This window comes from Massilia solisilvae, from assembly GCF_024753215.1.
In the GTDB taxonomy this organism is placed as follows: domain Bacteria; phylum Pseudomonadota; class Gammaproteobacteria; order Burkholderiales; family Burkholderiaceae_D; genus Telluria; species Telluria solisilvae.
Genome location: NZ_JANUGV010000001.1, coordinates 635,933 through 657,980, shown reverse-complemented (window position 1 = coordinate 657,980; position 22,048 = coordinate 635,933). Strand labels below are relative to the sequence as shown.

Genomic DNA, 22,048 nt, shown 5'->3' with positions numbered 1-22,048 from the left:
CCTGCCCACGCGTTCAGCACGGCACGCTTTGCCTGAACGCGTGGGCGGGAGACCCGCCCACCCTACGAATCACGCCACAGGAAACGTCACCGTCGCCGCCAATCCCCCCAGCCGCTCGGACTGCCCCAGCTCCAGCCTGGCCCCATGCCGCTCCGCGATCGACTTGATGATCGCCAGCCCCAACCCACTGCCCTGCGCCTCGCTGCCGGCGATCCGGTAGAAGCGGTCGAACACCCGCTCGCGCTCCTCCGGCGCAATGCCCGGCCCGCTGTCCTCGACCACCAGCACCGCGCCACCGCTCTCCCCGCGCACAGAAATATCGACCGTGCCGCCTTGCGGCGTGTACTTGACCGCGTTCTCGACCAGGTTGCGCAGCAGGATGGTGAGCGCATCCGGCTGTCCCTGCACGCGCACCGCATCGGCACGCTGCACGCCGAGGTCCACGCCCTTGGCCTGCGCCGCCGCTGCCAGGTCGGCCACGCTGCGCCGCGCCAGTTCGGCCAGGTCCACGTCCTGCCTGATCGCGCCGGCCGTGGCGCTGGCCTCCTGCCGCGCCAGCACCAGCAGTTGCTCCACCAATCGCGTCGCGCGGTCGATGCCGGCCGTAAGCCGCGCCACCGCCACCTTGCGTGCCTCGGGATTGTCGGCGCGCTCCAGGCTCTGCGCCTGCAGCTTGAGCGCGGCCAGCGGCGTGCGCAGCTCGTGCGCGGCGTCGGCCACGAAATGCTGCTGCGCGTCGAACGCCGTGCGCACGCGCGAAAACAGCAGGTTCAGCTCGCGCACCAGCGGCTGCACCTCGTCCGGCAAGCCATTCTCCGACACCGGCGACAAATCGTCCGCCTGGCGCGACGCCACCTGCGAGCGCACCCGGTCCACCGGCTCGAGCGAGCCGCTGATGACCCACCACACCACCAGCATCAGGATCGGCATCATCACCGCGATCGGCCCCAGCGTGCGCAGCGCCAGGTTGCGCGCCATGTTGCTGCGCACCGACAGGTCCTGCGCCACCTGCACCGTCTGGTTGTTGGTCTGGATCGAGAACACGCGATAGATGGTGCCGTTGGCACGCACGTTGGAAAAGCCCAGCACCGCGCGCTGTGGCAGGCGCGCGCGCGACACGCTGTGGAACACCTGCACCCCGTCCGGTGTCCACACCTGCACCACCAGGTCGTCCGATTCCGCGCTGGGGTCGGTGTAACCGGGCGCCGGGCCGTTGGTGGCCAGCGGCGTGTTCGAGCGCAGCGACAGCGCCATTTGCTGCATGTGGTAGTCGAAGATCTGGTCGGCGTCGCGCAGCGCGGTGCGGTAGGCGATCGACGCCTGCGCCACCGCAGCGATGGTGATCGCCGCCAGCAGGTACCACAGCAGGCGCCCGCGCAGCGAATGCGTGACCTTCCTTACCCGCTTCATGCCTTGGGCACCATGTAGCCCACCCCGCGCACGTTCTGGATCAGGTCACTGCCCAGCTTCTTGCGCAGGCCGTGGATGTACACCTCCACCGCGTTGCTGGACACTTCGTCGCGCCAGCTGTACAGCTTTTCCTCCAGCTGCGCGCGCGACAGCACCGCGCCCGGCCGCGCCACCAGCGCCTCGAGCACGGCCCACTCGCGCGCCGACAGCGCGACCTGCTGGCCGTCCACCGAGACTTCACGCGTGGCCGGATTGACGGAGATGTTCTTGTATTCGAAGACCGGCTCGGCACGCCCTGCGGCACGCCGCAGCAGCGCGCGGATGCGCGCCAGCAGCTCTTCCAGATCGTAGGGTTTGAGGACGTAGTCGTCCGCGCCCGCATCGAGCCCCGCAATGCGCTGCGACACCGCGTCGCGCGCGGTGGCCACCAGCACCGGCGTTCTGTCCTTGCGCGCGCGCATGGCGCGCAGCACGTCCAGGCCGTCCTTGCGCGGCAGGCCCAGGTCCAGCAGCACCAGGTCGTAGTTCTGGTTCTGCATCAGGGCCGTGTCGGCCATTTCGCCGTCCTTGACCCAATCGACGGCGTAGTGCTCGGCCCTGAGCAGGTCGAGCACTACTTCGCCGATCATCGTATCGTCTTCCACCAGCAGCAGCCGCATCAAACGCCCCCGTTCTTGAACAGTGCTGGTCGTGGACGCTACGATCCTTAACCGATCCGCACCGGGATGAAGATTTTGTCATCCCCGCGCTGGATCAGCAAGGCCACGGACTTGGAGGCTTTGCCTACCAGGTCGCGTACCTGGTCAACAGACGAGACAGGCTTGCCGTTGACCGACAGGAGCACGTCGCCGCGGCGCACGCCGGCGAACGCCGCCGCGCCCTGTGCGTCCTCGATCACCAGGCCCGACGGCAGGCCCGACTCGCGGCGCTCCATCGGGTCGAGCGGGCGCAACGCCAGGCCCAGCTTGGCGCCGTTGTCGGCGGTGCTGGCCATCTGCTCGGCGCGATCGGCCTTGCTGTCGGCATTGCCCAGGGTCGCATTGAGCTGCACGACCTTCCCGTCGCGCCAGACTTCCAGCGCCGCCTTTTCGCCCGGCCGCGCGGTGGACAGCATCGCCGGCAGGTCGCCCGATGCGATGATCGGCTGGCCGTTCAGCTTGCGGATGATGTCGCCCGTCTTCAGGCCCGCCTTCTCGCCGGGGCCATTGCGCTCGACGTTCGACACCAGCGCGCCCTCGACCGTATCGAGCTTGAACGAATCGACCAGGCCCTGGTCCACTTCCTGCACCGTCACGCCCAGCTTGGCGTGCTGCACCTTGCCGTGGGCGACGATCTGGTCCTTGATGCGCACCGCCACGTCGATCGGGATCGAGAACGACAGGCCCTGGTAGCCGCCGCTCTGGCTGAAGATCTGCGAGTTGATGCCCACCACTTCGCCGCGCGTGTTGAACAGCGGGCCGCCCGAGTTGCCGGGATTGACCGCAACGTCGGTCTGGATGAACTGCACCCCGCCGTTGTCGATGGTGCGGCCCTTGGCGCTGACCACGCCGGCGGTGACGGTGCTCTCCAGCCCATACGGCGAACCGATCGCCATGACCCACTCGCCCACCTGCAGGTTGCGGGTGTTACCGAGCGGGACCACCGGCAGGTTCTTCCCGTCGATCTTGAGCACCGCGACGTCGGTCTTGGGGTCCGAGCCGAGAACCTTGGCGCGGTACTCGCGGCGGTCCTGCAGCTTGACGGTGACTTCGTCGGCGTCGCGCACCACGTGCGCATTGGTCAGAATGACGCCGTCCGGGCTGACGATGAAGCCCGAGCCCTCGCCCATCATCATCGGGGTCTGGCCGCCGCGCTGGCCGCCGCGCGGCATGCCGGGCACGCCGAACTGGCGGAAAAAGTCGAAGAACGGATCGTCCTCGTCGATGTCGGGCATCTGGCGGCGGCGCATGCCGGTCTTGGTGCCGCCAACAACCCGGATGTTGACCACCGCCGGGCCGTTGCGCTTCACGATGGAAGTGAAGTCCGGCAGCGCCACCTGCGGGTCGGCCGGGCCCACACTGGGCGCCACGGCAGCCGGCGCCGCAGCCGCAGCCGCCGCTTCGGCCATGGCGTTATTGTGATTGACTGCGATTGCGCCCACCGCCCCGCCAATGACGCCAGCCGCGCACAGCGCCAGCGTGAGACGTTTTGCGGTGATGGCAGTGACTGCACCTTCGTTTTGCATGTACGTGCTCCTGTTTTGGAAGAGATAATGGTTGGTGACTTCAGCTACGATGGCTACCATATTGCGACACCAGCCTTAAACCATGCTTAAGCTAAGGCCGCCTCGCATCGCACCACTCCCCTCACCCGCAAAACGACAGCGCCGACACCACGGCCAGCGCGTTGTCCGGCCGCAGCCAGGCGTTGAAACCGGCCGCCAGCACTGCAGCGAGCACCAGCGCCAGCAGCAGGCGCAGCGCCTTCATGCCAGCGCCAGCCGCACGCGCTCGACCGGCTCGTCGTCGATCCGGTAGTGCAGCAGGGCCGCGATCACGCCCAGAGCCACGCTGATGGTCCACACCAGCTGGTAGGAATGGGTGGCGTCGAACACCTTCCCGCCCAGCCACACGCCGAAGAACGCGCCCAGCTGGTGCCCGAAAAACACAAAGCCGAACAGGGTGGCGATGTACTGCACACCAAACACCTGCGACACCAGCCCATTGGTCAACGGCACCGTGCCCAGCCACAGGAAGCCCATCACCGCGCAGAACGCGTACAAGGTCCAGGTGGTCAGCGGCAGCAGCACGAAGGCGGCCATGGCCAGCGCACGTGCCAGGTACAGGGCCGCGAGCACATGCTTGCGCCGCTGGAAGCCGCCGAGCCAGCCGAACACATAGGTCCCGGCCACGTTGGCCAGCGCGATGATGGCCAGCCCGGTGACGCCGGCATTGCCCGGCAGCTGCTTGTCCGCCAGGTAGGCTGGCAGGTGCGAAGCGATGAACGCGAGCTGGAAACCGCAAGCGAAAAAGCCCAGGTTCAGCAGCCAGAAGCCGCGGTGCGCGAACGCCTCGCGCAGCGCCGCGCCCAGGGTCTGGCGTGCCTTTTCGGCGCCGCCCGTGCGCTCGCGCAGCGGCAGCGCGCACGGCAGCATCAGCGCGCACACGATGCCCAGCACACCCAGCGCGCCGGCCCAGCCGAGCGTACTGGTCAGGCCCTGCGTGACCGGCACCAGCAGGAACTGGCCCATGCCGCCGATTGCCCCGGCCATCCCCAAGGCCCAGCTGCGCCGCTCGGGCGCCACCAGCCGGCTCAGGGCGCCATACACGACACCGAAGGCCGTGCCCGACAGCGCCACGCCGATGCACAGCCCCGCCGACAGCGTGAACGCAGCCACCGTGGGCGCTTGCGCCATCAGGATCAGCCCCGCGCCGTAGCACAGCAGGCCGCACACCACCACCAGCCGCGCCCCGAAGCGGTCGGCCAGCATGCCGGTGAACGGCTGGGCCAGCCCCCATGCCAGGTTCTGCACCGCGAGGGCGAACCCGAAGGCCTCGCGCGACCAGCCGCGCTCCAGCGTAACAGGCAGCAGGAACAGGCCCTGCGCGTGCCGCACTCCCATCGCCAGCCCGAGCACCAGCCCGCCCGCCGTCACGACCACCCAGGGATGGCCCAGCCAAACCATTTTCCGTCCACTCGACATTTCGCGCCTCACATTCCGGTGATGAATACATGGCGATGTTTGCATCGCCGCCGGTGTCGATTAAACTGCCTTCTGCTGAGCCGATCAACGGATATTCCCGTCAACTTCGCATGCGTCACTGACATGTCACTACCACTCGTACGCCTCCCTTCCCTCGACCTGGTGCGCGGCTTTGTCGCCGTTGGCCGGCGCATGAGCGTCACGCTCGCCGCGCGCGACCTATGCCTCACCCAATCGGCGGTCAGCCGGCAGGTGCAGGCGCTGGAAGACGCGCTCGGGGTCAAGCTGCTGGTGCGCGGCTACCGTTCGATCGCCTTCACGCCCGAGGGCGAGCGCCTGTTCCGCGCAGCCGATGGCGCGCTGGCCCAGTTGCAGGATGTGATCCACGCGGTGAAAGGCCCGTCCGGGCGCCGGCTGGTGACCCTGACCTCGACCGCCGGCCTGACCGGGCTGTGGCTGATCGAACGGCTCGGCGCCTTCCTGCAGGCGCACCCGGACATCGAAGTGCGCGTGTCCGCCAACGACCGCGCGGTGGACCTGGCCGCCGAAGGCATCGACCTGGCGATCCGCTACGGCGCGCGCGAGGCCATGCCCAGGGGAGCTGAGTACCTGTTCGGGGAGTCGGTGTTGCCGGTGGCCCATCCGTCCTTGCGCGTGAAGGCGCTGGCCAGCCCGGCCGATCTCGAGCACCACACGCTGCTGCAGTTTGATGGCCCCTACCGGCCGTGGCTGCAATGGGGCGAGTGGTTCGCCAGCCAGGGCTGGGACGAAGTGCGGCCCAAGGCGGTGCTGCGGTTTAACCAGTACGACCAGCTGGTGCACGCCGCCGTGGCCGGCCAGGGGATTGCGCTCGGGCGCCGGCCGCTGGTGGCGGCGATGCTGGCCGACGGGCGGCTGCGCGCCATTTCCGCCCCCAGGCCCGGCCCGACCACCGATTACGCCTACTGGCTGCTGCACGCCCACCCCGAGCCCGCGCCCGAAGTGGTGCATGTGATGCGCTGGATACGCGACGAAGCGGCCCTCGTGCGCGAATAAACGGGGAGACGGGTCTTGATGGCCCGCCAGCCGCTCGGTCAGGACGCGTGCGCCTGCCGTGCGAAAGCGAGTGCGTCCTCGAGCCTGTCGTTCCCCCAGAACAGCTCGTCGCCAACGAAAAAGCTGGGCGCGCCAAAGATGCCGCGCGCGCGCGCCTGCTCGGTGTTCTCGCGCAGGCGCCGCTTGTTCTCGTCGGTCAGCGCGGCAGCCAGTACCGCGCGCGGGTCGTCCACCAGTCCCTCGAGCGCGGCCAGCACGTTGACCTCCTCGTTGATCTCGAGGTCGTCGCGCCAGTTCTGCAGCATCACGCGCTCGCAGAACGGCACCATCCAGTCGCTGTCGCTACCCAAGACCGCAACCCGCAGCGGCAGCAGCGCCACGCGCGGGAACACCGAAGGGCGCCGGAACGGCAAGCCATACTTGCTGGCCTGGCGCGCCACGTCCTTCCACGCGTATTCGCCCTTCTCTTTCTGCAGCACGAAAGGCGACGTGGACCATCCCAGCTCCTTGAAGATCGGCCCCAACAAAAAAGGCCGCCATTGCACGCGCACGCCGGCCGCCTTGGCCAGCGCCTCGATGCGCATCACGGAAAGATAGCTGTAGTTGCTGCCGAACTCGAACCAGAACTGGAGCGTGGGGGTGTCGGTCATGATGGACTCGTCAAGGAAATGCCGGTAGCTGAGTCTATGACCTGTTGCCTTGCCGTACAAACGAATTCTGCGCATGCGGTGCATGCGCACCGCGCATCCCAGACGCAACAAGGGCGCCCGAAGGCGCCCTCTTTCAGCTTACTGCCCGTCTTGTCTTAGGCGGCCTGGCGTTGTTCCAGCGCCTCGACGTTGTGGGTATTGCCGTTGCCGTCCGCGATCTGGATCTTGCGCGGCTTGAATGCCTCCGGCACTTCGCGCACCAGTTCGATGGTCAGCATGCCATTGTCGAACGAAGCGGTGGTGACCTTCACATGGTTGGCCAGCTGGAAGCGCTGTTCGAAGTCGCGCGCAGCGATGCCACGGTGCAGGAAGGTTTTCTGGGTATCGTCCTTGCGCTTGCGGCCAGTCACGGCCAGGGTGTCGCGCTCGGTGACGATTTCCACTTCGTCGCGGCTGAAGCCTGCCAGTGCCATCACGATGCGGTACTGGTCTTCGCTCACCAGCTCGATGTTGTACGGCGGATAGCTCGGGGCTTCCGCGCGCTGCTCGAGCAGGCTGGCCAGACGATCGAAACCGATAGCGGAACGGTACAGGGGAGTAAGGTCGAAAGTACGCATGATAAATATCCTTTTAAAGTTAAGCGATATATGTTGTCGGACCTCATTGAGCATCCGATGTACCCAATCTAATGGCATGCCGATGGGTTTTCAAGGCGTACGAAATACGGTTTTTAAGGCTTGGTTTGGAATTTTGTTTGCATCCGTTCCCTGCAGCATTTGCTGTTGACGGGCGGTGCTACACTCCCCGGCTGCCGGTCCCACCGGTTTTCCCGACGCTCATTTTTCACTGACAAACATGCCCGCACACATCCGTTTCCCGCTCGCCGCTCGTACGGCGTCCGCGCTGGCGCTTGCCCTGGCGCTTGCACTTCCGGCCCACGCCGACGTTCCCGCGGTCGGAAACTCGGCCTACCCCGGTACCATATGCCTGACCGTCGATGCCACCGACCTGTCACAGCAGATCTTTCGCGTACGCATGAGCATTCCGGTGCAGCCGGGTCCGCTAACCTTGCTGTACCCGCAGTGGCTGCCGGGGAACCACGGCCCGAGCGGCCCGCTCACGCAGCTGGCCGGACTCAAGTTCAGCGCCAACGGCAAGCCGGTCGAGTGGACGCGCGATCCGGTGCAGGTGTTTGCCTTCCACGTCAACGTGCCGCAGGGCGCGAACACGCTCGAAGCCGAGTACCAGTACCTGTCGCCGCTCGAGGGCAATCAGGGCCGCATCACGATGACCGACGAGATGCTTGGCGTGCAGTGGCCGTCGGTGACGCTGTACCCGGCCGGCTACGTGGCGCGGCGCGTCACGGTGCAAGCCAACCTGGCACTGCCCGAAGGCTGGCAGTACGGCACGGCGCTGGAGACCGCGGAGCGCAAGGGCAACGAAGTACGCTTCAAGCCGACCGACCTGGAAACGCTGATCGACTCGCCGCTGTTCGCCGGCCGCTACTTCAAGCGCATCGATCTGGCGCCGGGCGCCAAGGTGCCGGTGACGCTGAACATCGTGGCCGACAATCCGGAGGCACTGGAAGCCAAGCCCGAGCAGGTGGCGGTGCACCGCGCAATGGTGCAGCAGGCCGCGAAACTGTTTGGTTCGCACCACTACGACCACTACGATTTCCTGTTTGCGCTGTCGGACGAATTCGGCGGCATCGGCCGCGAGCATCACCAGTCGAGCGAGAACGGCGTCAAGCCCGGCTACTTCACCGAATGGAACAAGGGCGAGGCGGGCCGCGACCTGCTGCCGCACGAGTACACGCACTCGTGGAACGGCAAGTTCCGCCGGCCGGCCGGACAGGACGTCCCCAACTTCAACACGCCGCTGCAGAACAGCCTGCTGTGGGTGTACGAAGGCCAGACCCAGTACTGGGGCAACGTGCTGGCCGCGCGCTCGGGCTTGTTCTCGCAGGCGGGCGCGCGCGACGCCCTGGCCGCCACCGCTGCACGCTACGACAACGTCAAGGGCCGCGACTGGCGCGCGATGCAGGACACGGTCAACGACCCGATCATCAACGGCCGCCGTCCGATCGGCTGGGGCAACTGGCAGCGCAGCGAGGACTACTACTCGGAAGGCCAGCTGATCTGGCTCGACGTGGACACCAAACTGCGCGAGATGTCGGGCGAGAAGCGTTCACTGGACGACTTCGCGCGCGCCTTCTACGGCATCAACGACGGCAGCTACCTGCCGGCGTTCTATACCTTCGACGATGTGGTTGCGACCCTGAACAAGGTGCAGCCGTACGACTGGGCAAGCTTCCTGCGCGCGCGGCTGGACGGGCACGGCCCTGGCGCGCCGCTGGACGGCCTGGCCCGCGCCGGCTGGAAGCTGGTGTACACCGACACGCCGACCGACTACCTCAAGAGCGCGGACGAGCGCAGCAAGGCGACGGACTTCAGCTACTCCCTTGGATTCTCGGTGGGACAGGATGGCAGCATCCGCAGCGTGGTATGGGACGGCGTGGGTTTCCGCGCGGGGCTGGCGGCCAACACCAGCATCGTGGCGGTCAACAACCGCGCCTACAAGGGCGAGGTGCTGAAGGCCGCGGTGCGCGAAGCGAAGGCGTCGCACAAGCCGATCGAGCTCTTGGTCAAGAAAGGCAACAACTTCAGGACCATCAAGCTGGAGTACTACGAGGGCTTGCGCTATCCGCGCCTGGAGCGCGTGGCGGGGACGAAGGATCGGCTCGAATCGATCTTTGCGCCGGTGAAGTAAGCACCGTTGAACGCGTGGGCAGGAAACCTGCCCACCCTACCGTGGCGTCTCGTGTAGGGTGGGCAGATTCTGCCCACGCGTTCAGACAGCGCCGGATAGCCGGGATGCGCAACACGTAGGGTGGGCACTTGTGCCCACGGGGCGCTCCACATGCCGGCTGCCAACCCGTGGGCTCGAGAGCGCATCCTACGGACGCCGTCCGGCCATCACCCAAACAAGCCATGCAGGAACCAGCGCGGCTCGGCATCCTCGCCTGATCCGACGATGCGCTCGCGGTACACCCAGTACAGCGCGTGGTCCTGCCCTTCGGCGATGAAGTAGTCGCGCGTTTGCGATTCGCTCCACCAGCCCGCCTCGATCCGCTCGGGGTTCGACGCCATCTTGAGCGGCGAGCCGTAGAACGGCCGATGGTCGCGCATCAACAGCGCGATCGGCTTGGCCAGCAGCCAAACCGGACGCGGCAGACTCTGCACATCCGGCGGCATCTGCGCCGCGCGCGCCGATGCGCGGATCTTCTGCTGCACCGGCACCCAGGCGTTGGCCAGCTCGGGCCGGTAGTCGGCCTGCGGCGCGGCCTGCAGCACGTTGTCCGCCCCCAGCCGCGCCACCAGCAGTTCGAACACGCGGTTGCGGTCTTCCTCGGTGCCGCCCGGTTCGGGAAACAGCGACTCGGACGGCGGCGCCATCGCCTGCAATTGCAACGCCTGCAGGCCCAACCCGATCACCGGCGCATCGAGCACCGTCTTGGCCAGCCGTTCCTTGAGCAGGCGCACCAGGTGCTCGTCGCGCCAGGTGGGCTCGGCCAGCGCGATCTCGATCGGCGTGGGCGCTCGCGCCACCCTGCCCCGCTCGTGCGCGAGATTGAGCGTGATGCGCTCGACAGCGAGCTGGCGCGCGCACAGCCAGCCGGTCAGCTGCAGCACCAGCCGGTGCGCACCCGTCAGCAGCGCGTCGGCATGCTCGATGCGGTCGAACAGCTCCAGGCGCGCGTGGAAGGTTTCGGGCGGCTCGATCCATTCGAACAGCTCGGGCAGCGCGCCGTAAGCCGCATCCAGCAGGTCAAGCAGCGGCCGCCCGCAGCGCCGCTGCAGGCCGGGACGCGGCAGGCGCCGCATGTCGCCCAGCGTGAAGCAGCCAATGCCCTCGAACCAGCCGGCAAAGGGGCGCGCCGGCGGCGGCGTGGACGCCGGCAGCCGGTCCAGCCGCCGCACCAGCGATGCCATCTTGAGCGCGCGCCCGGCCCGGCGCCGCGCCAGCAGCCAGGCGCCGCGCGCGGTGGGCGCGCACGACAAGTGGCCAGTGAAGCCGAGCGCGCGCAGGTTGGCGCGCACCCGGCTGCACAGCCTGCGGATGCCGCCGAACAGGCGCAGGCTGGCGCCAATGTCCATCAGCAGCGTGGCCTCCTCGGCCAGCGTGACGAGCGGGGTGTACTGCAACAGCGCCAGCGCCACCGCGTTCAGCGCCTCGGCCTCGCGCGCGGGATCGCGCTCGTGCAGGCGCGCATCGGGTTCGAGCATCAGCACGCCGCCGCGCCGCATGCCGATTTGCACCCCGGCCGCACGCGCCGCGGGCGACGCCGCCAGCACGCGCTCCTGCTCGAGCACGACGCTGCCGGCGTCAGCCGACCAGTGCGGGCTGAAGACCTCGAGCGGGAGCTGGGGCAGGCAAAGGCCGATCCAGAGTCGCATGACGCTGCAGCAAGGAAGGGGTGAGTGGCAGGAACAGCGGCGCGTCGCGCTGCGGTCCCCGGCGTTTGACGAAGCCGATGTCGATGCCGCCGGCGGCCGGGCGCAAGGCCAGCCGCAGCGGCGCGGGCGATGCGTCCTGCGCCGCGGCCAGCGGCCGGAACAGGAAGAACAGGGTTTCGCCGCTTTGGGCCGCCAGGTGCAGTCGGCGCAGGCTTTCGCCACGCGCATGCTGCTGCCAGAGCAGCAACGCGCCGCAGCTGCCGCTCTTGAGCACCTGCTCGGCCGCCCACAGCGCGTCCGCACTGCGGCTGGCGCGTATCCAGACGAGCTGCGACGGCGCCAGGCCCAGCGCGGCCAGCGCCAGGGCTTGCGGTGCGTGCGGCGGCGCCAGGAGCACGATGCGGCGCTCGGCGACCCGGGCCAGCGCCGGCTTGAGCAGGCGAATTTCGCCAATGCCGGGTTGCTGCACCAACAGGTCGACCAGTGTGCCGGAGGGCCAGCCGCCGCCGGGCAGCTGCGCCGACAGGGCCGGGTGACCGGTATCGACGCAGCGCGTGTCGGCCTGCGCGAGCTGCGAAGCGCGCCAGAGCGACGGGTGCAAAGCCTCCGGCGCGGCGATGGATTCGGAACTGTTCATGGCGGGATGAGTGAATAACTACTGTATAAACATACAGTACCCGGCGAGCCCGTTTTTGGCAAGAGCTATCGTGTTTCGTGCGCGACGTGCCGGCGGAAAATCCGCCCGCCCGGCGAAAAGGTGGATAATGGCTTGCCTTGTTGACCAGACTCACCGATGAAAAATAAGTTCCACCGTTTTCCCGTCCTCTCCCGGCCATGCGGGAGGCAGCGCGCATGACCACCCCGATCCAGCTCATCAGCGCCGTCGTGTTCGGCCTGGCCCTGGTACACACGTTCAGCACCAAGGCCTTCGAGCAACTGGCGGACCGCCATCCGCGCCACGCCGGCTTGTTCCACCTGCTGGGCGAGGTGGAGATCGTGTTCGGCTTCTGGGCCTTCGTGCTGCTGGTGGCCATGGCGCTGGTCGAAGGCGGCCAGGCCGCCACCGCTTACGCCGAATCGCGCCAGTACGCCGAGCCGCTGTTCGTGTTCGTGGTCATGGTGGTGGCAGCCTCGCGCCCCGTGCTCGATGCGGTGCGCACCCTGTTGCGCACCATCGCGCACCTGGCGCCGGTGCGCACCGAACTGGCGCTGGCCTGGCTGGGGCTGGCGCTGGTGCCGCTGGCCGGTTCGCTCATCACCGAGCCGGCCGCGATGACGCTCGCCGCCCTGATGCTGGCGCCGATCGTGTTCCGTCCCGGCATGCCGGAGTGGATCAAGTACGCCGCGCTCGGCGTGTTGTTCGTCAACGTCTCGATCGGCGGCACCCTCACCGCCTACGCCGCGCCGCCGGTGCTGATGGTGGCCGCCAACTGGGGCTGGGATACCGCGTTCATGGCCGCGCACATCGGCTGGCGTGCGGCGCTCGCGGTCGCCATCAACGCGACCGGCGTGGCGCTCTTGATGCGCAAGCACCTGGCCAGCGCGCCGCCCGCCGAGGACCACACGGTGCCGCTGACGGTCTCGCTGATCCATCTCGCATTCCTGGCCGCGGTGGTCAAGTTCGCCCACCATCCGGTCGTGTTTCTCGGCCTGTTCATGCTGTTCCTCGGCTTTACCAAGGCGTACGAACGCTACCAGGACCCGCTGATCCTGAAGGAAGGATTGCTGGTTGGCTTTTTCTTGGCCGGACTGGTCGTGCTCGGCGGCATGCAGCAGTGGTGGCTGCAGCCGATCGTGTCCAGCCTTGGCCCCACCGAGCTGTTCTTCGGCGCGCTGGGCCTGACCGCGATCACCGACAACGCCGCCCTCACCTACCTCGGCTCGCTGATCGTCGGGCTGTCCGACCACGCCAAGTACATGCTGGTGGCCGGCGCAGTCGGCGGCGGCGGCCTGACCGTGATCGCCAACGCGCCCAACCCGGCCGGCGTGGCCCTGTTGCGCAACGGCTTTGACGACGAATCGATCGGGGCAGTGGGCTTGTTCCTGGGCGCACTGGTCCCCACTATCGTCGCAGCGGCACTTTTCCTGCTCTAGCCGATCCAAGCACAACCGGAGGATACCCATGGCCGACGAGGTACTGACAAGCAAGGCTGGCACCATCGAACGCTGCTGCAAGCGCGCGCGCGACGAATACGAAAAGGATCCGACCACCTTCTCGGCCGACGTGACGCGCCAGGACGCGGCCACCCTCAACATCATCCGGGCGTGGGAAGCGGCAGTCGAGATGGGCGACTACATTCTCGGCAACAATGGCGTGCTTGCCAAGGACGAGCGCGCGGTGATCACCCTGCTGGCCGAGCGCGGCCTGGTCGATCCCGCGCTGGCCGAAGACCTCAAGCGCACCGGCGAATTCTGCCGCGCCGAGTGGGACTACCAGGCCGCCCCGCTACCGGCCCTGGTCACCATCATCAAGCGCGGCCTCGACGACTTCGGCGCCTTCTCCGCCGCACTGCTGGCCCACGGCCCGGCCGCCTAGTCCCGCTGCCGGCCATCCCGGCGCTCGCATCGAACCGTACGCCGCCGATCCGCGATCAGGACTAGTATCGACGTTTGCGCTGGCATGCGCTCAGCGTCGCAACCACCCGAACAGCAGGCCGCCCAGGCGTGCGACCAGGAAAGCAAACGAGCGGGTCGGGATCAGCTGGCCACGCGGGCCGGCGTAGTTGCAGCGCGGGGTGACGAACATGTTGATAGCCTCCAAGATTTCCTTTTCAGCATAGCTATCACGCAATCCCTGCTCTGTGCGCTGCCGCTCATTTGGCGATAACACAACAGTACTTCGCCGACGGGCGTGTGGAGAGTCACCGAAATTTCCGAGAGGCGGCGGCCGTCCCGGCACGATTGATGCACCTCAAACGTGCCACCGTCCTGGCCTCTAACCTGTGCCGGCTGCACAACCGGCTTGCCCGCAGTTTCATCACCAGGAGATACGACATGAGCTATATCGATCGTGACAAGTATGGGATGTACAAAGACAAAACCAGCGCCGGCCCCGGTCCGGCGCTGATGGGCGCGGACACCCTCATCGGCGACGACGTTGTCAATGGCAACGACGAGAGCCTTGGGGACATCAAGGAAATCATGCTCGACATGGGCACCGGCCAGGTCGCCTATGCGGTGCTGGCGTTCGGCGGCTTCCTCGGCATGGGCGAAAAGCTGTTTGCCGTGCCGTGGCAGGCACTGCACCTGGACACCGTCAACAAGCGCTTCGTGCTCAACATCGACAAGGAGCGCCTGAAAACCGCGCCCGGCTTCAACCCCGATGCGTGGCCCGACATGAGCGACATCACCTGGGCCAACCAGATCCACAGCTTCTACGGCACCGATCCGCACCGCGCAGGCGGGCCGAGCATGGGCCCGGGCGTGGCGATGGGCGGCATGGTCAGCGGCATGGGTGGCGCCGGTGCCGGCGCCGGCATGGGCGCGGGCATGGCAGGCAGCTCTTCCACCACGGGTGCGGGCAGCTCCAGCCTGGGCGGCGCCGGTTCCAGCAGCATCGGGTCGAGCAGCGACCTTGGCTCCACTTCCGGCGGCGGCATGCGCGGGACCAAGGACCGCACCGGCGGCAGCGATCTCTAGGCTGCCGGCGTATCGGCGCTCCACAAGGCGCCTGAACGCAAAACACCATCGCGTGCGTAGGGTGGGCAGGTCTTCCTGCCCACGCGTTCAACCAGCGCCAGCGCAGCCCGTCATCAGCGCAGCATCGACTCCCACACCTTCTGCAGCCGCTTGGCCGACACCGGCATCGGCGTGCGCAGCTCCTGCGCGAACAGCGACACGCGCAGTTCCTCCAGCAGCCAGCGGAACTCGACCATGCGCGGGTCCAGGTTCTTCAGCGGCTGGTTGCGCGAGGTCCGCTGGAACTGGGTGGCCGCGTTCTGCCACTCCGCCATCAGCTGCGCGTCGCGCGCGGGATTACCGCGCAACTTCTCGATACGCACATTGATCGCCTTCAGGTAGCGCGGGAAGTGCGCCAGCTGGCTGTACTCGTTCTCGTCGATGAAACGCTTGTGCACCAGAGCCTGCAATTGCGACTGGATGTCGCTCGACACCTGCTGCGGCAGGCTTTGCAGCTTCTTCGGCAGCACGTAGAACTCCTGCAGGATCTGTCCCACCAGCCGCGCGATCTCGTTGATCAAGAGGCCCAGGCGCCCCTTCCCTTCGTCCTTGCGCTTGTTGAACGAGCCTTCGTCGATCGGCAGCGGATCCTGCAGGCAGGCGATGTCGATGGCCTTGTTCACGATCTGGTCGCGCAGCTCGTCCGGGCTGCCCACCGACATGAACTGCATGCCCATCTGCTGCAGGCCGGGGATGTTCTTCTCGGCGAACTTGAGCTGCTCCTTGAACTGCAGGGCGAACAGGCGGCGCAGGCCAATGCGGTGCGTGCGCGCGGCCACGTTCGGGTCGTCGAACACTTCCAGGTCGCAGTGCGTCTTCTTGTCCACCAGCGCGGGAAAGCCGATCAGCGTGAGCTTGCCCTGGCTGATCTCCAGCAGCTCCGGCAACTCGCCAAAGTTCCAGGTCGTGATGTTGGTGTGCTGGCTCACCGCCGGCTCGGGTGCGGCGGCGGCCTTCTGTTTGGCCGCGGGTGCTGCCCCTGCCTGCGGTCTGGCTGCCGCGGCCGGCGCGGGCGCCGCCTCGGCCATCTTCTGGAAGCTTTTGCGCGCCTGCCCGCCCAGCTCGGCCTGCAGGGTCGCCAGGTTGCGGCCCATGTCCAGCTGGCGGCCGTGCTCGTCCACCACCTTGAAATTCATCGACAGGTGTGCCGGCAGCGTCTCGAGCTTGAAGTCGCCCGTGAGCACCTGCACACCGGTCTGCGCGCGCACGTCCGCGATCAGCACGTCGATCAGGTCGCCGCGCCCGAACGCGCCCGCATCCGTGATCCGGTCCACGAAGCGCGCCGCGAAATCGGGCAGCGGTACGCAATGGCGGCGCAGCTTCTGCGGCAGCGATTTGAGCAACAGGTGTACCTTCTCCTTCAGCATGCCCGGCACCAGCCAGTCCGCGCGCTCGCGCGGGATCTGGTTGAGCGCGAACAGCGGCACCGTGAGCGTCACGCCATCGCGCACGCTGCCGGGTTCGAAATGGTATGAGAGGCCCATCTCGATGCCCGTGACGTTCATCGTCTTCGGGAACAGCTCGGTGGTCACGCCCGCCGCCTCGTGCCGCATCAGCTCTTCCCGGTTCAGGAACAGGAGCTTGGGATTGTCGTGCGCCGCGTCCTTGTACCACTTCTCGAATCCGGCGCCGTTCACCACCGATGCCGGGATCTCCTTGTCGTAGAAGGCGTAGATCAACTGGTCGTCCACCAGCACGTCCTGGCGGCGCGACTTGTGCTCGAGGTTCTCGATTTCGCGCACCAGCTTGTGGTTGTGGGCGAAGAAGGCCGCGCGCGTGTCGTAATCGCCCGCCACCAGCGCGTCGCGGATGAATATCTCGCGTGCCTCGGCCGGGTTGTGCAGCGCGTAGTTGATGCGGCGCTGGCTGTACACCACGATGCCGTACAGCGTGGCGCGCTCGCTCGCGGTCACCTGCGCCGGGCGCTTTTCCCAGCGCGGCTCGCCCCACGATTTTTTCAGCAGGTGCGCGCCGATCTTCTCCACCCACTCGGGCTGGATCTGCGCGATCGTGCGCGCGTACAGGCGCGTGGTCTCGACCAGCTCGGCAGCCATCACCCACTTGCCCGGCTTCTTCGACAGCGACGAGCCCGGCCAGATGTGGAACTTGATGCCGCGCGCGCCCAGGTACTGCCCGCCCTGCTCGTCCTCGCCCTTGAAGCCGATGTTCCCCAACAGGCCCGTGAGCAGCGCCATGTGCAGCTGGTCGTAGGTGGCGGGCGACTCGTTCATGCGCCAGCCCTGCTCCTTGACGATGGTGACCAGCTGCGAGTGCACGTCGCGCCACTCGCGCAGGCGCAGCTGCGACAGGAAGTTCTCGCGGCAGGTGTCCTGCAACTGGCGGTTGCTCTTCTTGTGCTCGATCGCCTGCTCGAACCAGCGCCAGATCTTCAGGTACGACAGGAACTCGCTCTTCTCGTCGGCGAATTTCTTGTGCTTCTCGTCGGCCTGCTGCTGGTACTCGATCGGGCGGTCGCGCGGGTCCTGCACGGACAGCGCGGAAGCCACCACCAGCATCTCGGTCAGGCAGGCGTTATCCAATGCAGCCAGGATCATGCGGCCCACGCGCGGATCGAGCGGCAGCTTGGCCAGCTTGCGGCCCAGTGGTGTCAACTGGTTGAACTCGTCGACCGCGCCCACTTCCTGCAGCAGCTGGTAGCCGTCCGCGATCGCGCGGCCCTGCGGCGGTTCGATGAACAGGAAACTCTCGACGTCGGTCAGATGCAGCGACTTCATGCGCAGGATGACCGCCGCCAGCGACGAGCGCAAAATCTCCGGGTCCGAGAATTTCGGACGCTGCTTGAAGTCCTCCTCGTCGTACAGGCGAATGCACACGCCGTCGGCCACGCGGCCGCAGCGGCCGGCGCGCTGGTTGGCGGCGGCCTGCGAAATCGGCTCCACCTGCAGCTGCTCGACCTTGTTGCGGAAGCTGTAGCGCTTCACGCGCGCCAGGCCCGAGTCCACCACGTAGCGAATGCCCGGCACCGTGAGCGAAGTCTCGGCCACGTTCGTCGCCAGCACGATGCGGCGCGCGTTCGTGGTGCGGAACACGCGGTCCTGCTCTTCCACCGACAGGCGCGCGAACAGCGGCAGGATCTCCACGTGCGGCGGATGGTGCTTGCGCAGCGCCTCGGCGCAGTCGCGGATCTCGCGCTCGCCGGGCAGGAACACCAGCACGTCGCCCTGGCCGATGCGCGCCAGTTCGTCCACGCCGTCCACCACCGCGTCGATCAGGTCGCGCTTGTCGCGCGCCGCCTGTGCCTTGGTTACCTTGTTCGGGTCGGTGCCGGGCGGCGACACGACCTCGCTCTCCACCGGGCGGTAGCGCACCTCGACCTTGTACAGGCGGCCCGAGACCTCGATCACCGGTGCGGGCTTGTCGGCTGTGCCGAAGTGGCGCGCAAAGCGGTCCGCGTCGATGGTCGCGGACGTGATGATCACCTTCAGGTCCGGCCGGCGCGGCAGGATCTGTTTCAGGTACCCGAGCAAAAAATCGATGTTCAGGCTGCGCTCGTGCGCCTCGTCGATGATGATCGTGTCGTAGGCCTTGAGCAGCGGGTCAGTCTGCGTCTCGGCCAGCAGGATACCGTCGGTCATCAGCTTGACCGAGGCGCCCTTCTGCAGCGTGTCCGTGAAACGCACCTTGAAGCCGACATGCTCGCCCAGCGGCGAGCCCAGTTCGTGCGCGATGCGCTTGGCGGTGGAGGATGCCGCAATGCGGCGCGGCTGCGTGTGACCGATCAGGCCTTTGCTGCCGCGGCCCAGTTCAAGGCAGATCTTGGGCAGCTGCGTGGTCTTGCCCGAGCCAGTCTCGCCGGACACGATCACGACCTGATTCTCCCGCACCGCCTTGGCGATCTCCGCGCGCCGGCCCGATACCGGCAGCTCCTCGGGGAAGGCAATCGGCGGCAGCGGATTGCGGAACTCGGACCTCTGTGCCAAAAGAGACCCATCATTCCCGCGCAGTCGGGAATCCATAGGCCGCTTGCCTGCCGGCTCAGCATGGGTTCCTCGGGGGGGCGCCGAGCCCTGCGCGGGAACGACGGCTTTTTTGCCAACACTTGCCTGCTCGCGGCGCGGCTGGTCCTGGCGCCGTTCCGGCCGCGGCGCGCGGCGCGCCTCGCCGCCTTCGTTTTGCGATGCGCGTGCGTCTCCGCCGGCGCTCTTTTGTCGCCGGTCCGGGACCTTGGAATCAGGCGAAAACGCGCGCGCCGCCGGGGGCGAAGGCTTGTTACTCTGTTCAGACATTGTTTTTTGCAGGTATTTAGTGCGCAAAACGCGCAGCGAATTATAATTCGGCAAATGGAAAACTCGATCCAATTCGTCCAGTGGCTGCGTTCCGTCGCGCCTTACGTCCACGCCTTCCGCGGCAAGACCTTCGTCGTTGCCTTCCCTGGTGAGCTGGTGCACTCCGGCGCCCTGCCGGTGCTCGCGCACGACCTGTCGTTGCTGGTCGCGCTCGGCATCAAAGTCGTCATCGTGCACGGCTCGCGCCCGCAGGTGGCCGAACAGCTCGCGCTGCGCAACGTCGAAGGGCGCTTCCACAACGGCATCCGCGTCACCGACGGCGCCGCGCTCGAATGCGCCAAGGAGGCCGCCGGCGAACTGCGCCTGGACATCGAGGCCGCCTTCAGCCAGGGCCTGCCGAACACGCCGATGGCGCACGCCGGCATTCGCATCATCTCAGGTAACTTCGTCACCGCGCGTCCGCTTGGCGTGATCGACGGCGTGGACTTCGAGCTCACCGGCGTGACGCGCAAGATCGCGGCCGAGACCATCCACCCGATCCTGGCCACCGAAAACAGCCTGGTGCTGCTCTCGCCGCTTGGCTTTTCGCCCACCGGCGAAGTGTTCAACCTGACCATGGAAGACGTGGCCGCATCGGCCGCGATCGCCCTGCACGCCGACAAACTCATCTTCATCAGCGAGACCCCGATGATGAAGGACGCCGCCGGCGTCGAGCTGCGCGAGCTGTCCTCGCACCAGGCCGAGGCCGTGCTGCAGGCAGGCTTTTTGCCGGCCGACTCGGCGTTCTACCTGCAGCACGCGATCAAGGCCTGCAACGCCGGCGTGGACCGCGCCCACATCGTGCCCTACCAGATGGACGGCTCGGCGCTGCTGGAACTGTTCACGCACGACGGCGTGGGCACCATGATCAGCCACGAGAACCTCGAAAGCCTGCGCCAGGCCACAATTGAGGACGTTGGCGGCATTATCAAGCTGATCGAACCGCTGGAGGCCGACGGCACGCTGGTCAAGCGTGGCCGCGAGCTGATCGAACGCGAGATCGACCAGTTCTCGGTGATCGAGCACGACGGCGTGATCTTCGGCTGCGCGGCGCTGTACCCGTTCCCGGAATCGAAGATGGCCGAAATGGCATGCCTGACCGTGAGCCCCGACGCGCAGGCGCAGGGCGACGGCGAGCGCATCCTCAAGCACATGGAGAACCGGGCGCGCGCGGCGGGCATGAACAAGCTGTTCGTGCTCACCACCCGCACCTCGCACTGGTTCAAGAAGCGCGGCTTCGTCACCGCCACAGTGGATGACCTGCCCAAGGACCGCCAGCACATGTATAACTGGCAGCGCAAGTCGCAGGTGCTGGTCAAGCCACTATAATCACATATTCACGAACAGGAATCAGGAGCAAACAACATGGCCCGTACCGTCCACTGCATCAAACTGAACAAGGACGCCGAAGGACTCGACTTTCCGCCCGTGCCGGGCGAACTGGGTAAGCGCATTTACGAGTCGGTATCGAAAGAAGCCTGGCAGGGCTGGCTCAAGCACCAGACGATGCTGATCAACGAGAACCGCCTGAACATGGCCGACGTCCGCGCCCGCAAGTACCTGGCCACGCAGATGGAAAAGCACTTCTTCGGCGAAGGCGCCGACCAGGCCGCGGGCTACGTGCCGCCGACCAACGGCTAAATTCACCGCTACCGTTTGCACGTCGTCCCCGGGCTCGGCGCCCCCCTTGGCGGGGACCCATGCTGAGTGTGCCTATGCGCTGCGTGCGCGATAGCCCGAGCGGTCTATGGGTCCCCGCTTGCGCGGGGACGACGTGCATGAGTAAGTGGTGGATGTCGCACTACCGTTTATCCCACCAGTTCTCACATCCGCGAGCACTGCCTCAACTCGCAGCGTGCCATGAACACCTTGCCGTTCTCGCACTGCATGCGATAGACCTCCACCGGCCCCGGCTCGGTCACCAGCCCCGCGCCCTCGCCGCCGGTGCATTGCTCGTGCCTGGCCATCTTCTCGACGGTCACCGACGACACGCCGGCACGGAACGGAATGCGCTCGATCGGCACCCCTTCCGCCACCAGCTGCGGCGCAGCCGGTTTGGCCGTGGCCACCGGCGCATCGGCATCGGCCTTGCCGTGAAACGCCGAGCAGCCGCCCAGCACCACGCAAGCTAACACGAGCAATCGTTTCATGGTCTCCTCCGGTCAGAAGGTCAGCGTCTTCACGCCTTCGCTGGTCCCCAGCAGGCACACATCGGCGCCGCGCTGCGCGAACAGGCCGACGGTGATCACGCCCGGGATCTGGTTGATCTGCGACTCCAGCCCCGCCGGGTCGGTGATCGACAGCCCTGCCACGTCCAGGATGTGGCCACCGTTGTCGGTCACGACAGGCTCGCCGTCCTTGATGCGCAGGGCCGGCTTGCCGCCCAGCTGGGTGAGCTTGCGCATCACGGCCTGGCCCGCCATCGGCACCACCTCGACCGGCAGCGGGAACTTGCCCAGCACCTGCACCAGCTTGGAGCCGTCGGCGATGCACACGAACTTGCCCGACACCGAGGCCACGATCTTTTCGCGCGTGAGCGCAGCGCCGCCGCCCTTGATCATCGCACCCGCCGCGTCGATCTCGTCCGCGCCATCGACGTACACGGAAATCGACGCCACATCGTTCAGGTCGTACACGTGGATGCCGTGGCCGCGCAGGCGCGTCGCAGTCGCCTCGGACGACGCTACCGCGCCCTTGATGCGGTCCTTGATTTTGCCCAGCTCGTCGATGAAGAAGTTCGCCGTCGAGCCCGTGCCCACGCCGATGATTTCGCCGTCAACCACGTAATCGATGGCCGCGCGCGCCACCGCCTGTTTGAGTTCGTCCTGAGTCATGATGTCCGAATGAGAA

At 67.0% G+C, this 22,048-nt stretch carries 20 protein-coding genes; 7 read left to right on the top strand and 13 right to left on the bottom strand.

Annotated elements, in window-relative coordinates; genetic code table 11:
* Positions 1 to 69 precede the first annotated feature (69 nt).
* From NX773_RS02905 to NX773_RS02885, 5 genes are all read right to left on the bottom strand, one after another.
* A complete protein-coding gene (locus tag NX773_RS02905) occupies positions 70 to 1,410 on the bottom strand; it encodes an ATP-binding protein (RefSeq protein ID WP_258854879.1) in 1,341 nt (446 codons plus the stop codon).
* Positions 1,407 to 2,069, bottom strand: a complete 663-nt coding sequence (locus NX773_RS02900) for a response regulator (protein ID WP_258854878.1) — start codon at positions 2,067 to 2,069, stop codon at positions 1,407 to 1,409. The genes NX773_RS02905 and NX773_RS02900 overlap by 4 nt, the downstream gene beginning before the upstream one ends.
* A 47-nt stretch (positions 2,070 to 2,116) precedes the next feature.
* Positions 2,117 to 3,634: a Do family serine endopeptidase gene (locus tag NX773_RS02895; protein WP_258854877.1), complete on the bottom strand. Its 1,518-nt coding sequence runs from the start codon at positions 3,632 to 3,634 to the stop codon at positions 2,117 to 2,119.
* 121 nt (positions 3,635 to 3,755) lie between these two features.
* Entirely contained in the window at positions 3,756 to 3,878 is a 123-nt protein-coding gene (locus NX773_RS02890) for a hypothetical protein (protein ID WP_258854876.1), read from the bottom strand.
* Positions 3,875 to 5,074: an MFS transporter gene (locus tag NX773_RS02885; RefSeq protein ID WP_258854875.1), complete on the bottom strand. Its 1,200-nt coding sequence runs from the start codon at positions 5,072 to 5,074 to the stop codon at positions 3,875 to 3,877. The genes NX773_RS02890 and NX773_RS02885 overlap by 4 nt, the downstream gene beginning before the upstream one ends.
* A gap of 141 nt (positions 5,075 to 5,215) precedes the next feature.
* Between NX773_RS02885 and NX773_RS02880 the strand changes: the two genes are divergently transcribed.
* A complete protein-coding gene (locus NX773_RS02880) occupies positions 5,216 to 6,127 on the top strand; it encodes a LysR substrate-binding domain-containing protein (protein WP_258854874.1) in 912 nt (303 codons plus the stop codon).
* Between the two features lie 38 nt (positions 6,128 to 6,165).
* Here the strand turns inward: NX773_RS02880 and NX773_RS02875 are convergent, their stop codons facing one another.
* Together NX773_RS02875 and NX773_RS02870 are read right to left on the bottom strand one after the other, a co-directional pair.
* Positions 6,166 to 6,777, bottom strand: coding sequence for a 2-hydroxychromene-2-carboxylate isomerase (locus tag NX773_RS02875; protein ID WP_258854873.1), 612 nt, complete (start codon positions 6,775 to 6,777; stop codon positions 6,166 to 6,168).
* 155 nt (positions 6,778 to 6,932) lie between these two features.
* The gene (locus NX773_RS02870; protein WP_258821090.1) at positions 6,933 to 7,394 is read right to left on the bottom strand and encodes an Hsp20 family protein; all 462 of its coding nucleotides are present in this window, start codon (positions 7,392 to 7,394) and stop codon (positions 6,933 to 6,935) included.
* A gap of 238 nt (positions 7,395 to 7,632) precedes the next feature.
* On the opposite strand from NX773_RS02870, the gene NX773_RS02865 reads away from it, so the two are divergent.
* On the top strand, positions 7,633 to 9,546 hold the full coding sequence (locus tag NX773_RS02865; RefSeq protein ID WP_258854872.1) for a M61 family metallopeptidase: 1,914 nt from the start codon (positions 7,633 to 7,635) through the stop codon (positions 9,544 to 9,546).
* Positions 9,547 to 9,752: 206 nt separating this feature from the next.
* On the opposite strand, the gene NX773_RS02860 is transcribed toward NX773_RS02865, so the two are convergent.
* Both NX773_RS02860 and imuA read right to left on the bottom strand, forming a co-directional pair.
* On the bottom strand, positions 9,753 to 11,234 hold the full coding sequence (locus tag NX773_RS02860) for a Y-family DNA polymerase (protein ID WP_258854871.1): 1,482 nt from the start codon (positions 11,232 to 11,234) through the stop codon (positions 9,753 to 9,755).
* The gene (gene imuA / locus NX773_RS02855; protein ID WP_258854870.1) at positions 11,164 to 11,871 is read right to left on the bottom strand and encodes a translesion DNA synthesis-associated protein ImuA; all 708 of its coding nucleotides are present in this window, start codon (positions 11,869 to 11,871) and stop codon (positions 11,164 to 11,166) included. Before imuA ends, NX773_RS02860 begins: the two co-directional genes overlap by 71 nt.
* A 215-nt stretch (positions 11,872 to 12,086) precedes the next feature.
* Here imuA and NX773_RS02850 point away from each other — a divergent pair, with 215 nt between their 5' ends.
* Together NX773_RS02850 and hepT are read left to right on the top strand one after the other, a co-directional pair.
* Complete coding sequence (locus tag NX773_RS02850) at positions 12,087 to 13,328, top strand: putative Na+/H+ antiporter (RefSeq protein WP_258854869.1); 1,242 nt, start codon at positions 12,087 to 12,089, stop codon at positions 13,326 to 13,328.
* A 28-nt stretch (positions 13,329 to 13,356) separates the two neighbouring features.
* Positions 13,357 to 13,770, top strand: a complete 414-nt coding sequence (gene hepT, locus NX773_RS02845; RefSeq protein ID WP_258854868.1) for a type VII toxin-antitoxin system HepT family RNase toxin — start codon at positions 13,357 to 13,359, stop codon at positions 13,768 to 13,770.
* A gap of 90 nt (positions 13,771 to 13,860) precedes the next feature.
* On the opposite strand, the gene NX773_RS02840 is transcribed toward hepT, so the two are convergent.
* Positions 13,861 to 13,995, bottom strand: a complete 135-nt coding sequence (locus tag NX773_RS02840; protein WP_258854867.1) for a hypothetical protein — start codon at positions 13,993 to 13,995, stop codon at positions 13,861 to 13,863.
* 233 nt (positions 13,996 to 14,228) lie between these two features.
* On the opposite strand from NX773_RS02840, the gene NX773_RS02835 reads away from it, so the two are divergent.
* On the top strand, positions 14,229 to 14,873 hold the full coding sequence (locus NX773_RS02835) for a PRC-barrel domain-containing protein (RefSeq protein ID WP_258854866.1): 645 nt from the start codon (positions 14,229 to 14,231) through the stop codon (positions 14,871 to 14,873).
* A 113-nt stretch (positions 14,874 to 14,986) separates the two neighbouring features.
* Here NX773_RS02835 and hrpA read toward each other — a convergent pair whose 3' ends face one another.
* Positions 14,987 to 19,159: an ATP-dependent RNA helicase HrpA gene (gene hrpA, locus NX773_RS02830; protein WP_370662210.1), complete on the bottom strand. Its 4,173-nt coding sequence runs from the start codon at positions 19,157 to 19,159 to the stop codon at positions 14,987 to 14,989.
* Between the two features lie 54 nt (positions 19,160 to 19,213).
* Here hrpA and argA point away from each other — a divergent pair, with 54 nt between their 5' ends.
* Positions 19,214 to 20,527, top strand: a complete 1,314-nt coding sequence (gene argA / locus NX773_RS02825; RefSeq protein WP_258821098.1) for an amino-acid N-acetyltransferase — start codon at positions 19,214 to 19,216, stop codon at positions 20,525 to 20,527.
* Between the two features lie 36 nt (positions 20,528 to 20,563).
* A complete protein-coding gene (locus NX773_RS02820; RefSeq protein WP_258854864.1) occupies positions 20,564 to 20,839 on the top strand; it encodes an oxidative damage protection protein in 276 nt (91 codons plus the stop codon).
* Positions 20,840 to 21,021: 182 nt separating this feature from the next.
* Here NX773_RS02820 and NX773_RS02815 read toward each other — a convergent pair whose 3' ends face one another.
* A complete protein-coding gene (locus NX773_RS02815) occupies positions 21,022 to 21,348 on the bottom strand; it encodes a hypothetical protein (protein WP_258854863.1) in 327 nt (108 codons plus the stop codon).
* A gap of 12 nt (positions 21,349 to 21,360) precedes the next feature.
* Positions 21,361 to 22,032, bottom strand: a complete 672-nt coding sequence (rpiA, locus tag NX773_RS02810; protein WP_258854862.1) for a ribose-5-phosphate isomerase RpiA — start codon at positions 22,030 to 22,032, stop codon at positions 21,361 to 21,363.
* Between the last annotated feature and the right edge of the window lie 16 nt (positions 22,033 to 22,048).